Raw genomic sequence first — 19,878 nt, 5'->3', positions numbered from 1 at the left:
CTCACGCTTGAAAAAAGCTCCTGATTTTTGCCAGGAGCTTTTCAAAAGAGCATTAAAGCTGCTCGTCTTTGTTGTCTTGATATTCCTCAATGTGAATTAAGGTGTTGGCAACAATAGCTGTCAGACCGCCCGTAGTGATGCCCGAAGCGAAGATGTTTTTCAGGGTTTCGGGGAATTGCGAAAGAATTTCCGGAACCAATTCAACACTTAAGCCGAAGGAGAAACTCAACGCAATTACTAAAATGGCTTTACGGTCAATACGCTGGCTGGCAATGATACGCATACCGGCAGCAGCGACTGTACCGAACATCAAAAGAGTGGCACCACCCAACACCGGATCAGGCATCAAGGAAAATACGAGACCGATGGCAGGGAAGAGGCCGAGCAGAACCAAAAAGCCCGCGATAAAGTAACCGACATAACGACTTGCCACACCGGTTAATTGAATCATGCCGTTATTTTGGGCAAAAATTGAATTCGGGAAAGAATTGAGCACGCCGGCCAACATAGAATTGAATCCGTCGGCTAGGATGCCGCCTTGAGCACGCTTCATGAAACGGTCACCGCGGAAGGGTTGTCCTGAAATCATCGAGTTGGCGGTTACATCACCGTAAGCTTCAATAGCTGTAATGAGGTAAACAAGACCTAAGCCGATAATGGCACCCCAGTCAAAAGAAATGCCGTACTTAAAGGGAATGGGGATATTGAAACCGCCGTAACTTTTAACGGCAGAAAAATCCACCATACCGCAGAACCAGGAGACTGCGTAGCCGATCGCCAAGCCGATGACGATGGAACTCATACGAAGGTAACGGTTGGAGCTGCGGTTAAAGAAAATAATAGAAAACAGAACAAGAGCTGCAATGCCCAAGTGTTGGAAGCTTCCGAAGGTGCCCGCAGCCTTGGCTCCGTAGCCGCCTCCGCAAGCGATAATGCCCACTTTAATAAGGCTCATGCCGATCAAGGTCACCACAATGCCGGAGACCAAAGGTGTAATCACACGCCGGGTGTACTTAAGAATGCGGCTCACAAACATTTCCACCGTGGAGGCAACAATCGTTGCCCCGAAAATGCAGGACAGCCCTCCTGTCATCCCGGCCGAAATGATCGGTCCGATAAATGAAAAGCTGGTTCCCTGAATGCAAAGCAGACCGCAACCGATGGGGCCCACGGTTCGGCACTGAATAAACGTGGCGATACCGGAAACCATAAGAGACATGGACACAAGGTAGCCAGTTGTTTCAAGGTCCAATTGCAACGCCCCCGCAATGATAAGGGGAGGGGTGACGATGGCCACGAAAATGGCCAGCATGTGCTGCAATGCGGCAAAAAGAGTTTCCCTTAAAGGGGGACGATCCTCAAGACCGTAAATCAACTCGGAGGACTTAGCGTTGTAGGAATGTTCTTCGAAATTTAATTCGGCCACTTTTTATCCTTTAGCGAAGCGTGATTTTGTTGTTATCCAGACTGTCAATAATGGCGAGGGATTCAACGTGAATGCCCATTTTGCGCAACTCATTTCCGCCGGCTTGGAAGCCTTTTTCAATCAAAAAGCCCATACCGACGAGTTCTGCGCCGGCCTGCTCGACCAAATCCAGAATGCCTTTGGCAGCGTTGCCGTTGGCAAGGAAATCATCGATGAAAAGAACTTTGTCACCGGGACGCAGATAGTCTTTGCTCACGCAGACGTCATAGGTGCGATTTTTAGTAAAGGAGAACACCTTGGTGGAAAGCATGTTGTCCATGGTGCTCGGCACTTTCTTTTTGGCAAACACAACGGGCAACTCTAAAAGATAGCCGACCAGAATGGCCGGAGCGATACCGCTGGCCTCAATCGTCAGAATTTTATTGATGTCGGTACTTGCAAAGCGACGGACAAATTCCACGGCCATGGATTTCATCAAAATGGGATCCATCTGATGGTTAATGAAATTGTCCACTTTCAGAATACCGCCATCGAGGCATTTACCATCCTTTAGGATGCGTTCTTTGAGTGCTTTCATAAAATATCGGTCCAGAAACCTCGCTTTTCAGGCAAAGGCTGTTGACCGTCTCCTTATCAATAGTTGGAATTTTTTTTTATCCGGTAACTCAATGAAGAATAGCGACAATTTACGCTATCTTATTGAGAAATAAAATTTGCGGAATTATACGGCGAAAGAGGAATTCTCTGCTTTGTGTGTGAATTTAGTGGAGAAAATACCTCCATGAGTGCTAAAGTGAGCGATAGTCTTTGAAAAGGTACGTACTCGGGCTTTTTCATAAAGGCATAACTTTTTATTCGTGACAGACACGTACTCTATTTAGGAGAGAAAAATGGCAGTTTTATTAGCCGATCGATTGTTGCCCGGCGTTGCCGACTGGGCCGATGAATTAACCGCAATCCGTCATGATTTGCACAGCCATCCCGAACGTGGTTTTGACACCGATCGGACGGTGGGAGTTATTTGCGAAAATCTCCGTAAATGGGGTGTAACCGATATCAATACCGAATTTGTCAAAGGGGCGGTTATCGCCGTCATCGAAGGGACCCGCCCGGGTCATACGATCGGTATTCGTGCCGATATGGACTGCCTGCCGATGAATGATCATTGTGGTAAAGAATATGCCAGCCAAAATGAAGGCTTGGCCCATACCTGCGGTCATGACGGTCATACGACGTGGTTATTGGGAACAGCTCGTTATTTGGCCGCTCATCGCGATTTCCCGGGTAAGGTTGTTTTGATTTTCCAACCGGCTGAAGAAATCAGTCGTGGCGCACAAACACTGGTCAAAGCCGGTCTTTTGGAAAAGTATGGCATTGAAGAAATTTACGGCGGTCATACCGAACCGATGCTTCCCAAGGGAACCATCGGCTTTAAGCCCGGTCCCTTGCAGGCTGCCTCTGACAGCGTCTATGTGACGGTTAAGGGGTTCGGCACGCACGGCGGACGTCCTCATTTGGGTGTAGACCCGATTCCGGTAGCCGCTCAGATTGTTACCGCTTTGCAAACAATCGTTTCCCGTAAGATCAACCCGATCGATACGGCTGTTCTGTCCATTTGTTCAATTAATGCCGGTCGCTTTGAAGCGGTCAACATCGTTCCGGCTCAATGCACATTAAGCGGCACAATTCGTACCTTCTTGCCTGAAACGCGAGCGTTCGTTGAAGAAACCGTGAAGACAATGGTGCCTGCCATTGCTAAAGCCAACGGCTGTGAAGCTGAAGTCGAATATGTTCACGAGTGCGGCTCTGTCATCAATACCCCTGCTCAAACCGAAGCAGCTTTGAAGGTGACAGGTGAACTGTTGGGTGAAGATCACGTGAAGGTGATTGATCCCTTTATGAGTTCTGAAGACTTCAGCGAATATCTGCAGCGTGTACCGGGTTGCATCATTCGCGTGGGTATTAAAGATGAAGACCATGCAGTGAGTTTGCATAACCCGAACTTTGACTTCAATGATGAAGTCTTACCCGTTGCCGTCAGTGTGGTTGCCAATATGGCCATTAAACGTCTTGAAGCCTTAGCTTCTTAGTCGTTCTACTCTTAGTACCAAAAAGGTGTCCGCTGTCGCTCAGTCGGGCACCTTTTGTGCTTTCATGCCAATGAAAAATTCAGAGAATTTTCTCTCCGTTTGAATAAGCAAATAATTGAGCCAGTCCGTTAGAGGAAAAACAACATAACCTATTCTTTTCTTCCTAAAACAAAGTATTTGGCAAAAATACTTTAAAAATCAGCAATAGCACAATCTGACAACTTCATGCAATAAAAATGCTTAAAGCTCAAGGAGTTAGCACTTGAGCGATTGTCTCATTAAGGAGTTCGTCATGAAGAAAAAAGCTGCTGCCGCTGTTCTTTCTGCTGTTATGGCATTGAGTATTCCTGCGGTTTCTAATGCCGCACCGGATACACGAGAAATCAGCATCGTCCCCATTGCTGCCTATACGGCTCAAGGCAATGAACAAGCCTTGAAAAAAGCTCTGGTAGAAGGGCTCAACAATGGGATGACCGTTAATGAAATTAAAGAAGTTTTAGTGCAAATGTATGCCTATACCGCTTTCCCGCGGAGCTTGACCGGTTTGGGTGTTTTTGTCAATTTATTAAAAGAAAGAAAAGCCTCCGGAATTAACGATAAGGTCGGTCGTGGTCCTACCCCTTTGCCCGAAGGAACCAATATTCGTGAATTGGGAACAAAAGTTCAGACTGAGCTGATCGGACGTCCGGCAGCAAGTCCCGTTTATGACTTTTCTCCTGAAATTGATACCTATCTGAAAGAGCATTTGTTCGGCGATATTTTTGCCAGTGATGTACTCGATCATCAAGCGCGAGAAATTGCAACCGTTTCTGCCTAGCCTCATTGCCGGCTCCTGTGCAATTACGTTCTCATCTCAATGTTTGTCTGAATGTCGGATTGACTCCGGACGAATTGAAAGAATTCGTGAAGGTGTTGCGTGAAAAAGTCGGCACTGAAGAGGCGAATTTAGCTGATCAGGCGTTAAAGACGGTTTTGCAATCTCGGAAGTAATATTTTTGGAAGGATATAAAAATGACAAAGACTGTAGCTGCTGCAGCTGTTGCTGCTACGATGGCCATTTCTATGGGGGCTTGTGCTGCATGATCTGAGGCTTAGCATCTCAGTCATCATAAGAAGGACAACACAGAGATATTTGCGACTGCTTGAATATGAAATAAAAAATCTCAGAAGTCTTTCGACTGCTGAGACATTCAACTGGTTGCGGGGGCAGGATTTGAACCTACGACCTTCGGGTTATGAGCCCGACGAGCTACCAGACTGCTCCACCCCGCGATCACCTAACGAAGGACTGAATTATATCCTTTTGATGAATCTATTGTCAAGTTTCTTCTTAAGATTTCCCGCATGTTGTTTCAGGGGTGTTGTTTTTGGCTCAAATTTTTGTTTTCTTCCCACCAAACCGGTTGAAGGGGTATTTGTTTTGTCAGTTCTAAGGGTTGGCCGATTTTAGGGGTAATGAGCCGGACGCCATTTTTTAAAGCACCGATTTTCAGACGATCAAAGGGCTCGTACCACGGGTGCATAGAGATGCAAAATTTTCCGATATGGGCAGGGATGAAGTTCTGAGCTCTTAAATCTTTTGCAGCCTGCAGAGCTTCATCGGGATTCATGTGAATGTAACGCCAACGCTCGTTATATTGTCCGCTATCGAGAAGCGCCAGATCAACGGCTCCGTAACGATTCCCTATTTCTTTGAAATGAGGACCAAACCCGGAATCACCACTGAAAAAGATTTTGTAGTCAGGGCGTTGCAGAAGGAATGAAGCCCAAAAACTTTTGTTTTGATCTAGACTCCTGCCGGAATAGTGTCTGGCTTCCAAAGCTGTCACCGTCAAATTTTCAGAAACGATATAGCTTTGATTCCAATCCAAAGGATGTAGGTGTTCGGGTTGAAAGCCCCAACGTAAAAAGTGTGCATCTGTTCCTAACGGGCAGACAATTTCTTTTATCTTGTGCCTTAATGAGTTTATTGTCGGATAATCTAAGTGATCCCAATGATCATGAGAAACGATCAGTAAATCCACTGTTGGGAATTCTGATGGGTGATAAATATTGGTCCCTTTAAAAGCTCGTGTGCTGAAAGAAACCGGGGCGGCATGATCACTTAAAACCGGATCAATCAGGATTCTTTTCCCAGACAGTTGAATAAAGAATGAAGAATGCCCCAACCATATTACGGTATCGATCTGACGGTTTAAAGTCTCTAAATCGATCTTAACTGTCGGTAAATCCCTTGTCGGTTCGGGATCAATTTTCTCAGTCAAAAAGGATTTTGCAAATGCTCCGATGAAAGAAGAGTTATCCGTTAGTACCGGAGTCGGTAAAGTGTTGTGAAAGACTCCGTCATAGAAATGTGGGCAAGTTTTAAAGGCAGCAGTTGAAGCGGGAATCGCCCCGAATCGTGCAGATTTAAGGAAACCATACGTGCCGCCGAAGCAGGCGGCTACAGCAATACCGACTCCTGATAATATGAATGCAGATCGACGCTTCATAAAATTTCCCCATGATTTTTCTTTAATAGTAGGCACAATAGCCTCAATTTACGCGCTCTTTTTGAGAAAATTTTTGCCTATTTCAAGCCGTTGTTCTTGAGCTAACAATTTGTTAAGGCTTTATTTTTTGACTTGTTTATAATTCGTCACCCACCAATTACAACGAATAACGTTTTAACCTTCGTACTCTTTCCGCCTTTATTTACGCAGAAAGTACCGTTAAAAGATGCCATTGGCAACAATTTTGAATTATTTCTCTGAGAAAGCTCATCTTTGGCGACAAAATGGATCAAGCAAATTCAGCGTGGCGGTGAATTTGACTTGGCTTGCGTTGGCATGGCTGTTTGTTCCTTTAGAGTCCAAGCCATGTGTTGCTTATCGCTCATTATTCAGGTCGCTCTATCCTCAGATTAACCCGGATGCTCCTAAAGCCGGCGATTGTGTGCGTTGGCTTGTTCAAACAATTTTCCTTTTATGTTTTAAAACAACCGGCCACGGCAGCTGGCTGTGGAGTGCGATTATTTGGACAGCCAATAAAATCGGCATCATTTTGACAAAACTGGGTAATTGGATTGGCTATCACGGCGCTCTTATTCTGGATGGGAATCACAAGAGTTTGGATACCATTGACAAAAAAGGGGAGGAGCTGTCGCGCCCGGTCAAGCTTGTTGTCATCAGCGTGTTGGGAGGCTTGGCGGCAGCATTAGCTATCCTGTGTATTACGCAGCCCTTTAATATTCAGGGACAAGTCGTTTTCCTTTCCGTGATGCTTCTGTCTGCACTTGCATTAAGAAAAATCAAAGCACGTTTAACTTTGATGCTTCTTTTTGTCATCTCCATGGTTGTCTCGGGACGTTATTTGTGGTGGCGTTGTACGTCAACGTTAAATACCGACTCCGCCTTGGGAATTGTTTTAAGCGGCTTACTGTTGGCTGCAGAACTCTATGCTTTTGTCGTTATGGTTTTGGGTTATTTCCAGGTTTGCTGGGTCTTGGATCGTAAACCCTACCCGATGCCTGAAGACAAAAACCTTTGGCCTCATGTCGATATTTTTATTCCGACATACAACGAGTCGCTTGATGTGGTAAAGCCCACCGTATTTGCGGCCCTGAATCTGCAGTGGCCAGAGGAAAAGCTTCATGTCTACATCTTGGATGATGGGAGTCGTCCGCTTTTTGAAAAGTTTGCAGCCGATGTCGGTGCCGGCTATATCAAGCGTGTCGAGCACAATCATGCCAAGGCAGGTAATATCAACCATGCGATGACGGTGACAAACGGAGAATTCGTCACAATTTTCGACTGCGACCATGTCCCGTCTTCTGATTTTCTCATCAAAACCATGGGCTGGCTGATTAAGGATCCCAAGATTGCCTTGGTCCAAACGCCGCATCATTTCTACTCTCCTGATCCTTTTGAGAAGAATCTTCATTTGGATCGTACGATACCGATTGAAAATTCCCTGTTTCATGATTTCATTCAAAAGGGTAATGACACGTGGAATGCCACCATGTTCTGCGGCTCGAGCGCTGTCATGAGAAGAAAGGCTTTGATGGAGGTAGGAGGAATTGCCGTTGAGACGGTAACCGAAGATGCTCACACGTCCCTGAAACTTAACCGTAAAGGTTGGTCGTCGGCTTTTATTGATTTACCCTTGGCATCCGGTCTGTCCACTGAGACTTTGGCTGCACACATCGGGCAGCGTATCCGTTGGGCGCGTGGCATGATTCAGATTTTCCGCCTCGATAATCCATTCCTCGGGAAAGGACTGACGCTTCCCCAGCGGCTGTGTTTCTTTAATGCCATGTTCCATTTTTTCCATGGCTTACCGCGTCTGATTTTCCTGGTTGCGCCTCTGCCTTATATGTTTGCCAATGTTTATGTGATCTATGCAACGGCCGCAGCCATTTTTGCCTACGTGTTGCCGCACATGATTCACTCAGCGTTGACTAACCAGATTTTGCAAAGAGGTTATCGCTACCCGTTCTTAAGTGGAGTCTATGAGACGGTTTTATCCTGGTACATTCTGCTGCCTACGACCGTGGCGCTGATTTTCCCCCACAAAGGTAAATTTAATGTAACGGCCAAAGGCGGTACGATCGGTGAAAAGTATTTGGATTGGCCGGTCAGCAAACCCTATTTGGTATTGATTGCTTTGAATCTGATCGGGTTGTTCATCGGTTTTTATAAAGCATTTTTTGATCCTAATCCCGAATACCTTACCTTGGTCATTAATATGGGATGGATTGCCTACAACTTGATGATTCTCGGTGCCTCCATGGCTGTGGCGGTAGAAGAGGTTCAAACTCATCAATTCCCACGGATTCATTGCAAAATTGATGTAAATATTTGTGATGCAGAGGATGCCAATTACAAGGCTCGAATGGTTCAGTATTCACAAACTGAAGTTCGACTTCAGGTTCTTAATAGCCAAAAGACCTGGACTTGCGGTGACGAGATTCGTCTTTTGATGACGTATAAAGAAAAGTATTACTGCTTTAAGAGCAAAGTTTTGTCCAGTGACACGTCCGGCGCTTTGGAATTGAGTTTGAATTTTGAAGATTATGAGACTGAAAAAGCCTTTAATCGTTGTACGTTTGCCCGTGAAGGAATGTGGGTGCCGGAAAAGGTTAAAGTGGATGACCGTATGTTGAAGGGTTTCCTCAAACTCGGACAATTGGCTTGGTACGGTTACCGTTCAATGATTGAGTTCCTGCCCGGAAAGTTACAAATTGTTCCCAAAGGATTGGCTTGGTGCCTATCGTTTATGCCGAGACGGACGGCTCGTGCGCTAAACTCGGACGAATAAGATATAGAAAGAGAGCCCAAAAGTGAAATTATCAAAATTTTCTAAGGCGTTGATGACTTCTGCGTTGCTGTTGGCGGCGACGGTTTCATCCTATGCTCAACAGACTCCTCATGATGCCTCTACAGTTGCTCCTGTCTGGCGTACCGATGTCACCGGTTCTTTTACACAACAGACACCGTTGATTCGTTTGGTCCCGGGTGGACAAGCCACAGCCATTCGTTTAACGGGTATCAGCAACATTCAATATCTTGATTTCGGTGTACGCGCAGACGAATTGGTTTCGCAGGCAACTCTTGAGTTGGCTTTTACTGCGTCGCCAGCCTTGATTCCTATTCGCTCTCAAATCAATGTGTTTTTAAACGGACAACTTCAACAGTCGGTACCTGTCACTGCTGATGCATTGGGCAAACTCTATCGTACGTCAGTGTCTTTGGATCCCAAACAAATCAAGTCCGTCAATCAGATTACGTTGGAGTTTGTCGGTCATTATCAAAATATTTGCGAACGCCCCTCCAGTGAAACTTTATGGCTTAATGTCGATGCCAAGAGCTACTTATCACTTGTTAAGCAAAAGGTGAAAATTGCCAACGATCTGGCCCGTTGGCCGGCTCCATTTATTGACACCTTTACAAATAATCCGACGGTTATTCCTTTTGTTTTTGCAAAAACTCCGGATAGCGAAACGAAAAAAGCGGCGGCCATTTTATCTTCTTTGGTTGGTAAACATACTCAGTGGCGGGGAGCGGATTTCCCGGTTTATTTCAACCGGGTGCCGACAAACGGGCATTTCTTTGTCTTTGCAACCAACTCCAGTCGGCCGGCCTTCCTTAACGATTTACCGATGGTAGAAGGTCCGCAGATTTTCATGATGGATGCGCCTGAAAGCAGAAGTGACAAAATGCTTGTGATTGCAGGCCGAGATGAAGCGGACTTAGTGCTGGCGGCTAAAGCTTTGGCTTCGGAAGATCTTGTTTTAATCGGTGACAAACTGCGGATTCAGGATTTTAAAGAATCCCCTGAACGTCAGGCATACGACGCCCCAAATTGGGTGCCGATTGATGAGACCATTGCCTTTTCCCGCATTATGCAGTACCCGGGGCAGTTAACGTCTCGTGGCTATGCACCGCCTCCCGTTCATATGCCGATGAGTATTGCACCTGACCTATACATGGTGGGAACGGGTGGCCTGGATGTGAATCTTAAGTACCGTTATACCAAACCCGAAGGGGGCGATCAGGCTCAACTTCGTATGCGGATCAACAATTACCTGATTGATTCGGTCAACTTATCGTCTCAGTCCAGCAGTGGAATTCGTGAGATGCGTCTGCCGTCTTTCAACGGTCCCTTGGCAACGAGTCCTTCTGAAGCATTGGCTCTGGCAGCACAAAATGATCTGAGTTTTGAGGTCGTGTATCGTCGCGAGCTCTCTGAGGGGTCGCCCGATAATTGCAAGTCTGTGGTGCTGCTGCCTCATCAGATGGAAATTGATCCGGCTTCCACCATGACGCTGAACGGTCTTTTCCATTATGCCGAGATGCCGAATTTGACGCTGTTTACGCAGAGTGCATATCCTTACTCGGTTTATGCTGATTTATCCCGAACGGCCGCGGTGATTTCCAAAGAAGCTTCGGCAGAAAAGGTGACCACACTATTAAATACCATGGCCCGTATTGCTTCGGTTACCGGAGCCGTGGCCACAAAATTGACTGTGGTTGATCAAGCCAGTGAAGCCGCCTTGGATGGGAAGGATATTTTGTTTATCGGTGAAATGCCGATTACATTGCCTGACTTTAAAAAGGAGAACGCTGAAGAGTTGCAAAATGCTATTGCCAATAGTCTGAAAGGTGAGGAAATCTTGCAACCTGAAGAAGTGCTCTTTAGCCCTGACGGAGGAGTCGGGGCAATCGTATCGCTTCAATCTCCGTTTGATTCCGATCGTACGGTTGTGGCTCTCTTAAGTGAGGGACAGTCGGGCAGCTACTTATTGAACGAACAGCTCAAGAGCCCCTCATCCATGAAGACCGTGGCCGGAGCCGTTGCCATTATTAATGAGCAGTCAATTGTCGACTTTAAAGTCGGAGACACTTATAGCATCGGAGATCTTCCTTGGTATCACAAGATTTGGGAAACCATGAGTAATTACCCGTTACTTTTGGTTTTATGTGCTTTGATTTGTGCCGTCTTGGTCGGTACAGGCATTTTCTACTTCATGCGCCTGTGGGTGAGAGGACGTGCAAAATGAGAAAGTTGATTTTAGCCTTGGTGTTGGCCATGGGAATGAGTTCGCCGACTTGGGCAGCTTGGCCCATGTGGGATGCTTTCAAAGCAGTTGGGATTGAAAACGGACGAGTGATTGACTACAGCGATGCCCGTGCGGTGACGACTTCAGAAGGCCAATCTTATGCAATGTTTTTTGCTCTCGTGGATAACGACCGGGAGACTTTTGAGGAGTTGCTGGCTTGGACGGAAAATAACCTCTCCGGTGGTGACATAACTAAAAATTTTGCTGCCTGGCTTTGGGGTAGGGACGGTAACGACTGGACGATTCTGGATACCAATAATGCAGTGGACTCAGATATGTGGATTGCTTACTGCTTGTTGGAAGCCGGCCGACTCTGGGATAGGCCTGACTACATCGAAAAAGCTCATGCGATGCTGGAGTTGTTAAAAACTCAGGTTCGTGAAATTGATAACTTGGGTAAGGTGCTTCTTCCCGGCCGTATTGGTTTTGAGCATGATGGAGAATACAAACTCAATCCGAGCTATTATCCCCTTTTTCTTTTACAACGCTTTGCCTTAGAAGACGAATATTGGTTGGATGTGTTTGAGGGCAGCGCCCGAGTTCTCATTCGTAGTGCACCGGCAGGCATCTCTCCTGATTGGGCAACCTTTTCCAGTCGTGGTGAATTAGTACCGGTTGATAACATTGATAACACAATTGGCAGCTATAACTCTATTCGAGTTTATTTATGGGCTGGGATGATGTCTCCTAAAGATCCCGTGTATCGAGAACTTAAGGCTCACTTTGAACCTATGATTGAGATCACACGTCGATTGAATATGCCCCCCGAAAAGATTGATGTCAACACGCTTAAAATCAATCAACCGGCTTGGGATGGATTCGGAGCTTGTCTGCTTGAGCTTTTAGGAGCCGATAAGTCTGCGGATTTGATTCGTACTGTTTTGTCGAGTGCGCCGATCGAGAAGGAAAACTATTATCGTAATGTCCTGACTCTCTTCGGTATGGGATTTGATGAAGGCTATTTTGCATTTGATGAAAAGGGGCGGGTTTATTTCCCCAATCAACAAAAACAACATTGAGAACGGATAAGCAATGCAAGAGGACACGAAAGGGAATTTCAATATTCTTTCCTTTACGGGCTTAGGACTGTGGAACGTATACTTCATCGCGAAGTTTGCGCTTGCTCACTATGAGTATCTGACGCTTAATTTTCTGTACAACGGATTACTGCTGCTTTTTATTCTGTTGCCGTTGAAAAACCGCTTTTTATGCATTGCCAGAACAGTTGTAGCTTTAATCGCCGCTGTCGCTTTGCTCTATTCTGAAAGTTGGCTTCCCGGTCCCGACAGTATTATCAGCAACGCCCAGAACATCGCAGGATTTTCTGCCATGTATGTGGCGCAGCTCATTGTTGATTTTGTCAACGTCAAGATGGTTATCTGGGGCATCGTTATTGTCTTGGCGTACCTGCTGATTAAAAATTGGGTTCGGTTAACTGTTTTTACGTTGGGTTATTTTATTTGTTTGGTTTTACAACCCTATTATGTGGCGTGGACAACAAAGCCCGCTGTTGAACAAAATGTTGAAGTTGTCGCACAAAACAAGCCCTCTCAACCTCAGCAGGAAACCAACGCCGATCCTTCTGCAATTACTTCAGAAACCATCGATAAGTGGTACACCGCATTTCTTGATTATGAAAAAGGACGTCGTGCAGAATTTCCTCAGGGACTTTCGGCTAATGACACGCCTTTTGAAATCATTTTGATGAACATTTGTTCATTATCCAATGACGATTTGTTGGCGTCGGATTTAATGAATCATCCGGTCTTGTCTGAATTTAATATTCGGTTTGATCATTTCAATTCTGCTACGTCTTATTCCGGCCCGGCAACGCTCAGACTGTTAAATGCCGTGTGTGGTCAGGTCAATCATGATTCGCTCTACGACGGCAGACGCCCCGAGTGCGAAATCATGAATCGGCTCGATCAATTGGGCTATCGTCAACATCTTTATCTCGATCACCGAGGACAGTACGACAATTACTTGCAGACTCTTCGAGATAAAGCCGGTCTGATGGCGCCGCTCGAAAGTACCGCAAAATACCCAGTGCGCTATATGGCTTTTGACGATGAAGAAATCGCCGATGATTTAGCCGTGCTTCGCGATTGGCAAAGAAAGACCTCGCGAGATAAGGAAACAAAGCGGCATGTCACGCTCTTTAACTTCATTGCGTTACACGATGGTAACCGTTTGCCGCGACATAGCCGTTGGGAAGAATTTAAACCTCGTGCTATTCGTTTCTTAAACGATTTGCAGACCTTTATGCATGAGTTGGAACGCTCTGGTCGTAAAGTGATGCTTATTGTGGTGCCTGAACACGGAGCAGCTGTTCGCGGTGATCGAATTCAGGCTCCGCGCTTGCGTGATATTCCGAGTATGCGTATTACGGAAGTGCCTTTGATGGTGAAGTTTTTCGGCATTAAAAATATGCCTGCCGAACCGATTCATGTCACAGGTCCGACCAGTTACCTTGCCATGAGTACGCTTATCGGCCGAGTCCTCAGTCTCAATTACTTCGGTGCTGACGGAGGCAGTGTGCCGCTTGAAGAGTTGGTGCGCGATCTTCCTGAAACCAATCCCGTTTCTGAAAACGGACAGTCTGTCGTGCTAACCTATCGCGGGAACGACTACATTCGCCAAAAGGGAGGTGAATGGCGTCCCTATCCTCGAGAAAGGTAGAGCCTATGAAGGTTATCGAAGCACCGTTGTTTAAATTTTGTCCGATGTGCGGTCACCCGATGGTCACCAAGCGTCCGCAGGATGACGTACGGGTTCGAGAACTATGTGAGGCATGCGGCTACATTCACTACGTCAACCCGATTCCGGTGGTCGGTACGGTGCCGGTGTGCGGGGATCGCGTTTTGCTATGCAAGCGAGCCATTGAGCCGCAAAAAGGAAAATGGACACTGCCGGCCGGTTTCATGGAAGCTCATGAAACCCTTCTGGAAGGGGCACTGAGGGAAACTCGTGAAGAAACGGGAACAGAGGCCAAAGGCGGGCAGCTTTTTACCGTGATTGATGTTCCGTACGCCAGTCAGATTCACTTCTTTTTCTTGGCTGAAATTACGCAACTACCTACCAATCCGGGGCCAGAAACGATAGAGCAAAAACTATTTGCCGAAAATGAAATCCCATGGGATAAAATCAGTTTTACAACCGTCAGAACAACTTTAGAGCACTTCTTTGAGGACAGACATCAAGGAAGCTTCATGTTGCATCAGTATCGATTGGATGATTGAATTCCCTGCAATATGGCAAAAGCGTATTACGGAGCAATCGGGTACAATTATTGACTCGATGATCAAGCCTGTTTCAGGGCAAAATTGAATGATTTTTCGATAAAAGAGAGACAAAATGCTTTATTCCATCGCTCGCAAAATTCTTTTCTCCATGGATCCGGAAACCGCCCACTCTGTGATTATGGCCAACTTGGATTGGGCCGTAAATTTGGGGGTGACAAAACTGGTGACAAGAGATCCGGTTGAGGATCCGATTGAAGTGATGGGATTGCGTTTTCCGAATGTTGTGGGATTAGCCGCCGGCATGGACAAAAATGGCGAACGCGTCAGTGCTTTCGGTGGTTTGGGCTTCGGCCACGTCGAAGTCGGAACGATTACTCCCAAAGCCCAACCGGGCAATCCTAAACCGCGTTTGTTCCGTGTGATTCCCGCCGAAGGCGTGATCAATCGCATGGGATTTAACAACCACGGCGTTGACGAAGTGCTTGAACACCTTCGCAGTGCGGCTGCGTTCAGAAGTCGTGGTGGCATTCTCGGCATCAATATCGGTAAGAATGCCGTGACACCGATTGAGCGAGCAGTGGACGATTATCTGATTTGCTTGCGTAAGGTCTATAACCATGCCGATTACATCGCCATTAATATTTCCTCTCCTAACACAAAGAATTTAAGAAGTCTGCAAGCCGATAGCGAATTAAATAAGCTTTTGACCGCTATTACAGATGAGCGCAAGCGTTTGGTTGATGAAAACCAGGGCAAATATGTGCCGATCGCTTTGAAGGTCGCACCGGATTTGGAAAACGATGATATTTTGAGAATTTCCGACCAGTTGGTCAGTTTTGGAATTGACGCCATTATTGCGACCAATACAACGATTTCTCGTGATGCGATTCCCGGTATGCCGCACTGTGAAGAAACAGGCGGTTTGTCCGGTAAACCTCTGCGTGCTCGTTCTACTGAAGTGGTTGATCTTTTGTATCGTCACCTTAAGGAGACGATGCCGATCATTGCCAGCGGCGGTGTGATGACAGGCGAAGATGCTGTTGAAAAGATGCAAGCCGGAGCCAAGCTGGTTCAATTGTTTACAGGCTTTATCTATAACGGACCGGTGTTGGTACCGGATTGCGTTGATGCTGTAGCCAAGTGGCGTAAAACCCAAACCGGTTCCGTCGCTTCGTTGCGTCCTTGAAATAGGTAAGAACCTGAACTCCGCCTTACCTGCTCCCCACGAGTAAGGTTCTAGGCGGTTCAGGCAGCTCAAGAAGCTCAAAACAACGCCGACGTTTGGCTGGAATTGTAGTTCTCACCCAAGCGTTGGCGTTTTTCCTTTTCTCCGCTTTCACCAATTCCAGAGACTTCAGCAAATAATCAATCGAATCATTCGGGATTCGGTATCCGGGCTTTTTCTCTACAACTGATTTTGCCGTAAACAGCATCATCATTCGTAAGGTTGTGGCCAATACTGTCACCAGCATCTTGCCTTGCACAGCTTTAGCACCTACCCGCAGCCGATCACCATCGACCCAGTTCTTCATCTGATTGAAATCCTGTTCTACAATCCCTCGTTGATGGTAGATTTCCAATGCCTCAAAGGGATTGCCGATGCAGTTGGATCGCAGAACAAACTGCGTGGCTCTTTCTGCCGCTTGATCCATCTTTGCCGTATCAATCATCCAACTCGTTGAACCGTCATCATTGTTTCTTTCCACCAAATAACGTCCGTAGTTGTCCCACTGATCTGATGGCACTCTTTGTTGCCGTTGCTTGAGTTCAATCATTTCAGCTACGTTTTCCCAAATCAAAGCTCGTTGCTGCTCATAGCGCTCATCAAGCCGGTATAAATGAACGTAGACAGGACACTTTATTTGTCCTTGTTCCCATTCTTCCTTATAGGTGAAGGCTGAGGCTCTCAAGTGACCGTTGTAAAAAGCGCCATTCATCAAAGACGCTCGATGCTTTTTAAAGGCTCTCTTGATTACATCTTCCTGTCGCTTGACTCCCTGAACAAAGGACAGATCAATATTGATCATTTTCTGTACATTGATGAGACTGTTGTAGCCACGGTCGGTAACCAAAATATTGTTGTTGAGATCGAAGTTGGCTTCTTTCATCGCCCATAAAACGTCTTGCAAAGAAACGACGTCATTGACCGATCCGTCATAGAGATAGGCAAAAACGATTTCTCCGCTTCGTTGGTCACAAACCACTGTCAGATTAATTTGTTTAAGCCCCTCGTTTTGCTTGGCATGACCGATTTGGGCCATGGGATTATCTGAATACGAAGAGATAGAGGTACTGTCCAAAGCGTATTTGATTTTCTTTCCTTTAAGCTCGGGTTGTTTTTCAAAGATTTTCTCCCAGACTTCACCTTGACGGAGGTGCCTTAACTGGAAGTAGTCATTGATTTGAGTCTTTGTGACGGACTGCAAAATTTCCGAAATCTTCTGTCCGCTCAAGCGAATATTCTTAGGCAACCAAACCTGTTGCCGCCAGAAGTCATAAGTCATCATAGATGTGCCTCCGGCAAGCTTATACAGAGCTAAATAGAGCAGCTGCTCACCGGTGTCATCACCGAAGACTTCTTTAAGGTGCTTAAGAATGCCGCTGTTGTAAGCGACTTGGTAGGCCGCCCAAGTGAGACCAACACTGATGTTGTTGAGTATGTCGGCGTCTTCAGGGTCAACTGCAGTGCCGGGAGGAGTCGGGAAATCGTTTTTGTACTCAGCTAACGTGACGGGCCGTTTAGAAGCTCCCCAATACCAGTCTTGTCCGCGGTACTGGGGGTGATCGGCGAGGAATTTTTCAGACATGGCGATACGGTCATCTGGCAAAAGTCGACCGACGTGACGGCGCAGGGCACGTTTGGGCTTTTTAGCGACTTTGTCCCAAGCCATTTTGTAGGCCTTGATGTAAGTGCGCCCTTGGGCGTTTGTTTCAGCGGTGAAGTTCCAATTGACCGGATCAGCCATAGTAAATAATCCCCATGTATAAGATAGGGAGTATTTTAACACAAAAGACGGTCTATCAAGAAATTTTTTCTTTAAAAATCAAAGAGAAAAAGTAGGAAAGTAAACCCTATTTGAGTCAAATCAACTCAAATAGGGAGTAGGTAACACGGAGTTCAGGTAAGAAAAAAGCTGCTTCGGCAGCTTTTTTTTTAACACTTTACAACAAGTTACTCTGACCAAGCAGACTCAATGTACTACACTGAGCTATGAAGATAAACTTTGTAGTGAGGTGTGCCATGTTCCGTAAGGTAGCAATTGCCATCGTAGCGGTTGTTGTTATCGCGTTTGGTGCCCTTTGGGCAGCCGTGACGTATTTTTTGGATAGCGCAACCATCGCCGAACAGCTCAAAAAGGAAGTGACGACTCGATTCAATCGAACCTTGGTATTTCAAGGGGATTTGAAAACAAATTTCTTCCCGAAAGTACAGATTGTGTTGCCGGCTACATCACTTTCCTTTGAGGGAAGTGATAAACCTCAGTTTACCCTCCAAGGTGCCCAAATCGGTGTAGCGGTGATGCCGCTCTTAAAGGGTGATGTGCAGTTTGATGATGTCGTAATTGATGGATTGAAGGGACAGATTAACGCAGCACGTATTTTGCAAAAAGCTCAACAGTCTCCTAAGGCGCAAACTGCTGCAGGTAGCTCTGTTGAAACGAAAGCCGATAACTCCGGCTCTTCCTTTATCAAAAATCTGGAAGTTGCGAGCGTCGAGATTAAAAATGCAGGTCTGACGGTTTATGGACTTCAGGATAAGAAGATCTATGCTGTAGATTCTTTAAATCTGTCGACTGGAAAAGTAGGTTTAAGCGGAACGACACCGCTTAAATTCAGCACAAATTTTTCAGAAAAAACTCAGAGACTGAGCGGACAGCTCTCACTGGATTCAACGATTACCTATGATGTGCGGACGATATCAGTCAGCCTGGCTAAACCTTCTTTGGCGGTTTCAATTCAACAAAATGGTGAAACGACCTCTGCTGAACTGAAAGCTGATCAATTGCAATACGTCAATCAGGATGTCTCAGCCAAGGTTTTGGATCTGACTGCTAACGTAGCAGGTATGAGTGTCAAAGCTCAAGTGGCAGCCGCACAAACCCAAGGGATGCAGTCATGGGGCATTGATGGTTTGAAGTTGGATGCAACGGACAATAAAGGTCTTAAAGCGAATTTAACCGGTAGTTTTAAGGGAGAACTCAAAAACCTCACTTTGCAGAGTCAAGCGCTCAAAGGGGAAGTGCAAACTGTATTAGCGCAGTCTACTTTGTCGGTTCCGTTTGAGGGAACGGTATCCGTTCAACCCGGAGAAAAAGCAAACTTGAATTTAAAGGGAACGCTTGATAAATCACCATGGCAAGCAAATGTGCAGGTAAGCGGATTCACAGTTCCGACAATAAACGGTAATTTTGCATTGGAGACATTTGTCGTAGATAAGTGGATCGCTTCTGAGGCGGCGCCGAGCAAGAAGACTGCTTTAAATTCATTGCAACTGATTAGTGATGCTTATGCAGCACCTTCTCAAAGCTTGGATGTACTCAATAAAGCCAACGGTCGCTTCGGTATACAGGTCAATTCCGTTCGTTATCAAGGTTTGAATGTGTCCGGAGTTGATACAACGATTACTCTTTCAAAGGGAGTATTAACGTTGGGTAACGTAAAAGCGAGTACGTGTTCGGGCGCTATTACGGGTAGTGCCCAGGTCAATGCTTCAGAGAAATGGTCTGTCAACATGAATGTCAAAGGCTTGAGTATGCAGGAGCTTCTCAAGGGGCTTGGCAGCCAAGTTGATTTTGCGGGTAAAGCTAACGCTACGGTGAAATTGAACGGTCTGGGGTTGGAAAAAACGGCCTTGTTAAAGAGTGCGAACGGTAATATGTCATTGTCGATCAATGATGCGGTACTGAAAGGGTTATCTTTAGAAAAAGTTGCAACGGCTGTTAAGCAAAAGAAAGTGACCGGTTTGGTGATGCATCCCGAAGATCAAACCCGTTTTAGTGTGTTGAGCGCAACAGCAACGGTCGGTAACGGTATATTGAATGCACGATCTATTCAGGGTAGAGCCAGTGTTGCGGAAGTTAATGGTCAGGTTCAAGTCGGCATGATCGACAGTAGTTTGTATGGTGAAGTCAGCGCTAAATTGGCCACCAGTGTAGATGGGCGACGTGTGACGGTTCCCATTAAGTTAGGAGGAACGATTCAGGCGCCGACTTACGGGATCAATCTTGAGGCAGTCATCAAGGACCAACTGCATAATGCAATAGAAAAGGCCGTTACTGAAAACCCGAAACTTAAAGAAGGTCAAAAACGTTTGATAGAGGGTTTAGGTAAGCTATTCAATCGGTAGATTGAAACGCAGTCAAATCAAGCGGGGGCGCAAGCCCCCAAACTGTTGTATAGGAAAGACAAAATAATCAAAGAGTTGGAAAAAGGGGAAAGAGGCGTCAGAAGAAATAATTGAAAAAGGGCTTGACAAAGGGAAAACGCGGGTTAAAATACGCAATCCGTTGCTCACGAAGC

At 46.1% G+C, this 19,878-nt stretch carries 14 protein-coding genes and 1 tRNA gene; 10 read left to right on the top strand and 5 right to left on the bottom strand.

The genetic code is table 11. The features are described 5' to 3' along the window. Nucleotides 1–52 precede the first annotated feature (52 nt). Together H5985_RS01415 and xpt are read right to left on the bottom strand one after the other, a co-directional pair. Nucleotides 53–1,426, bottom strand: a complete 1,374-nt coding sequence (locus H5985_RS01415) for a nucleobase:cation symporter-2 family protein (protein WP_338124942.1) — start codon at nucleotides 1,424–1,426, stop codon at nucleotides 53–55. A gap of 10 nt (nucleotides 1,427–1,436) precedes the next feature. Beyond that, the gene (gene xpt, locus H5985_RS01410) at nucleotides 1,437–2,003 is read right to left on the bottom strand and encodes a xanthine phosphoribosyltransferase (protein ID WP_205049542.1); all 567 of its coding nucleotides are present in this window, start codon (nucleotides 2,001–2,003) and stop codon (nucleotides 1,437–1,439) included. Nucleotides 2,004–2,316: 313 nt separating this feature from the next. Here xpt and H5985_RS01405 point away from each other — a divergent pair, with 313 nt between their 5' ends. The 3 genes from H5985_RS01405 (at nucleotide 2,317) to H5985_RS09410 (ending at nucleotide 4,506) form a co-directional block, all read left to right on the top strand. Then, entirely contained in the window at nucleotides 2,317–3,516 is a 1,200-nt protein-coding gene (locus H5985_RS01405) for a M20 metallopeptidase family protein (RefSeq protein WP_205049541.1), read from the top strand. A gap of 292 nt (nucleotides 3,517–3,808) precedes the next feature. Then, nucleotides 3,809–4,333, top strand: a complete 525-nt coding sequence (locus tag H5985_RS01400) for a carboxymuconolactone decarboxylase family protein (RefSeq protein ID WP_239481527.1) — start codon at nucleotides 3,809–3,811, stop codon at nucleotides 4,331–4,333. Between the two features lie 17 nt (nucleotides 4,334–4,350). Next, on the top strand, nucleotides 4,351–4,506 hold the full coding sequence (locus H5985_RS09410; protein WP_239481525.1) for a carboxymuconolactone decarboxylase family protein: 156 nt from the start codon (nucleotides 4,351–4,353) through the stop codon (nucleotides 4,504–4,506). A gap of 205 nt (nucleotides 4,507–4,711) precedes the next feature. Here the strand turns inward: H5985_RS09410 and H5985_RS01395 are convergent. Both H5985_RS01395 and H5985_RS01390 read right to left on the bottom strand, forming a co-directional pair. Further along, nucleotides 4,712–4,788, bottom strand: a tRNA-Met gene (locus H5985_RS01395). Between the two features lie 80 nt (nucleotides 4,789–4,868). Further along, nucleotides 4,869–6,008 (bottom strand): MBL fold metallo-hydrolase, encoded by a 1,140-nt coding sequence (locus H5985_RS01390; RefSeq protein ID WP_205049540.1) that lies wholly within the window; start codon nucleotides 6,006–6,008, stop codon nucleotides 4,869–4,871. Nucleotides 6,009–6,234: 226 nt separating this feature from the next. Between H5985_RS01390 and bcsA the strand changes: the two genes are divergently transcribed. From bcsA to H5985_RS01360, 6 genes are all read left to right on the top strand, one after another. After that, nucleotides 6,235–8,814: a UDP-forming cellulose synthase catalytic subunit gene (gene bcsA / locus H5985_RS01385; RefSeq protein ID WP_205049539.1), complete on the top strand. Its 2,580-nt coding sequence runs from the start codon at nucleotides 6,235–6,237 to the stop codon at nucleotides 8,812–8,814. A gap of 22 nt (nucleotides 8,815–8,836) precedes the next feature. Beyond that, a complete protein-coding gene (bcsB, locus tag H5985_RS01380; protein WP_205049538.1) occupies nucleotides 8,837–11,056 on the top strand; it encodes a cellulose biosynthesis cyclic di-GMP-binding regulatory protein BcsB in 2,220 nt (739 codons plus the stop codon). After that, a complete protein-coding gene (gene bcsZ / locus H5985_RS01375; protein ID WP_205049537.1) occupies nucleotides 11,053–12,135 on the top strand; it encodes a cellulose synthase complex periplasmic endoglucanase BcsZ in 1,083 nt (360 codons plus the stop codon). The genes bcsB and bcsZ overlap by 4 nt, the downstream gene beginning before the upstream one ends. Nucleotides 12,136–12,148: 13 nt before the next feature. After that, entirely contained in the window at nucleotides 12,149–13,795 is a 1,647-nt protein-coding gene (bcsG, locus tag H5985_RS01370; protein WP_205049536.1) for a cellulose biosynthesis protein BcsG, read from the top strand. Nucleotides 13,796–13,800: 5 nt separating this feature from the next. After that, nucleotides 13,801–14,355: an NUDIX hydrolase gene (locus H5985_RS01365; RefSeq protein WP_239481523.1), complete on the top strand. Its 555-nt coding sequence runs from the start codon at nucleotides 13,801–13,803 to the stop codon at nucleotides 14,353–14,355. A 115-nt stretch (nucleotides 14,356–14,470) separates the two neighbouring features. Continuing rightward, complete coding sequence (locus tag H5985_RS01360) at nucleotides 14,471–15,544, top strand: quinone-dependent dihydroorotate dehydrogenase (protein WP_205049534.1); 1,074 nt, start codon at nucleotides 14,471–14,473, stop codon at nucleotides 15,542–15,544. A 25-nt stretch (nucleotides 15,545–15,569) separates the two neighbouring features. Here the strand turns inward: H5985_RS01360 and H5985_RS01355 are convergent, their stop codons facing one another. Next, a complete protein-coding gene (locus H5985_RS01355) occupies nucleotides 15,570–17,324 on the bottom strand; it encodes an IS1634 family transposase (protein WP_205049533.1) in 1,755 nt (584 codons plus the stop codon). Nucleotides 17,325–17,599: 275 nt separating this feature from the next. Between H5985_RS01355 and H5985_RS01350 the strand changes: the two genes are divergently transcribed. Then, nucleotides 17,600–19,705, top strand: coding sequence for an AsmA family protein (locus H5985_RS01350; protein ID WP_205049532.1), 2,106 nt, complete (start codon nucleotides 17,600–17,602; stop codon nucleotides 19,703–19,705). Nucleotides 19,706–19,878 lie beyond the last annotated feature (173 nt).

The organism is Parasutterella secunda, assembly GCF_016901835.1.
In the GTDB taxonomy this organism is placed as follows: domain Bacteria; phylum Pseudomonadota; class Gammaproteobacteria; order Burkholderiales; family Burkholderiaceae_F; genus Aphodousia; species Aphodousia faecavium.
The sequence above is the reverse complement of the archived record's forward strand: the minus strand, read 5'-3'. Positions and strand labels throughout refer to the sequence as shown.

Bases quoted from the DNA above. Each gene is read 5' to 3' on its own strand.
- H5985_RS01365 (WP_239481523.1), top strand. From the start codon at position 13,801: ATGAAGGTTATCGAAGCACCGTTGTTTAAATTTTGTCCGATGTGCGGT.
- H5985_RS01350 (WP_205049532.1), top strand. From the start codon at position 17,600: ATGTTCCGTAAGGTAGCAATTGCCATCGTAGCGGTTGTTGTTATCGCG.
- H5985_RS01405 (WP_205049541.1), top strand. From the start codon at position 2,317: ATGGCAGTTTTATTAGCCGATCGATTGTTGCCCGGCGTTGCCGACTGG.
- bcsG (WP_205049536.1), top strand. From the start codon at position 12,149: ATGCAAGAGGACACGAAAGGGAATTTCAATATTCTTTCCTTTACGGGC.
- bcsZ (WP_205049537.1), top strand. From the start codon at position 11,053: ATGAGAAAGTTGATTTTAGCCTTGGTGTTGGCCATGGGAATGAGTTCG.
- xpt (WP_205049542.1), bottom strand. From the start codon at position 2,003: ATGAAAGCACTCAAAGAACGCATCCTAAAGGATGGTAAATGCCTCGAT.
- H5985_RS01360 (WP_205049534.1), top strand. From the start codon at position 14,471: ATGCTTTATTCCATCGCTCGCAAAATTCTTTTCTCCATGGATCCGGAA.
- H5985_RS01355 (WP_205049533.1), bottom strand. From the start codon at position 17,324: ATGGCTGATCCGGTCAATTGGAACTTCACCGCTGAAACAAACGCCCAA.
- H5985_RS01390 (WP_205049540.1), bottom strand. From the start codon at position 6,008: ATGAAGCGTCGATCTGCATTCATATTATCAGGAGTCGGTATTGCTGTA.
- bcsA (WP_205049539.1), top strand. From the start codon at position 6,235: ATGCCATTGGCAACAATTTTGAATTATTTCTCTGAGAAAGCTCATCTT.
- H5985_RS01400 (WP_239481527.1), top strand. From the start codon at position 3,809: ATGAAGAAAAAAGCTGCTGCCGCTGTTCTTTCTGCTGTTATGGCATTG.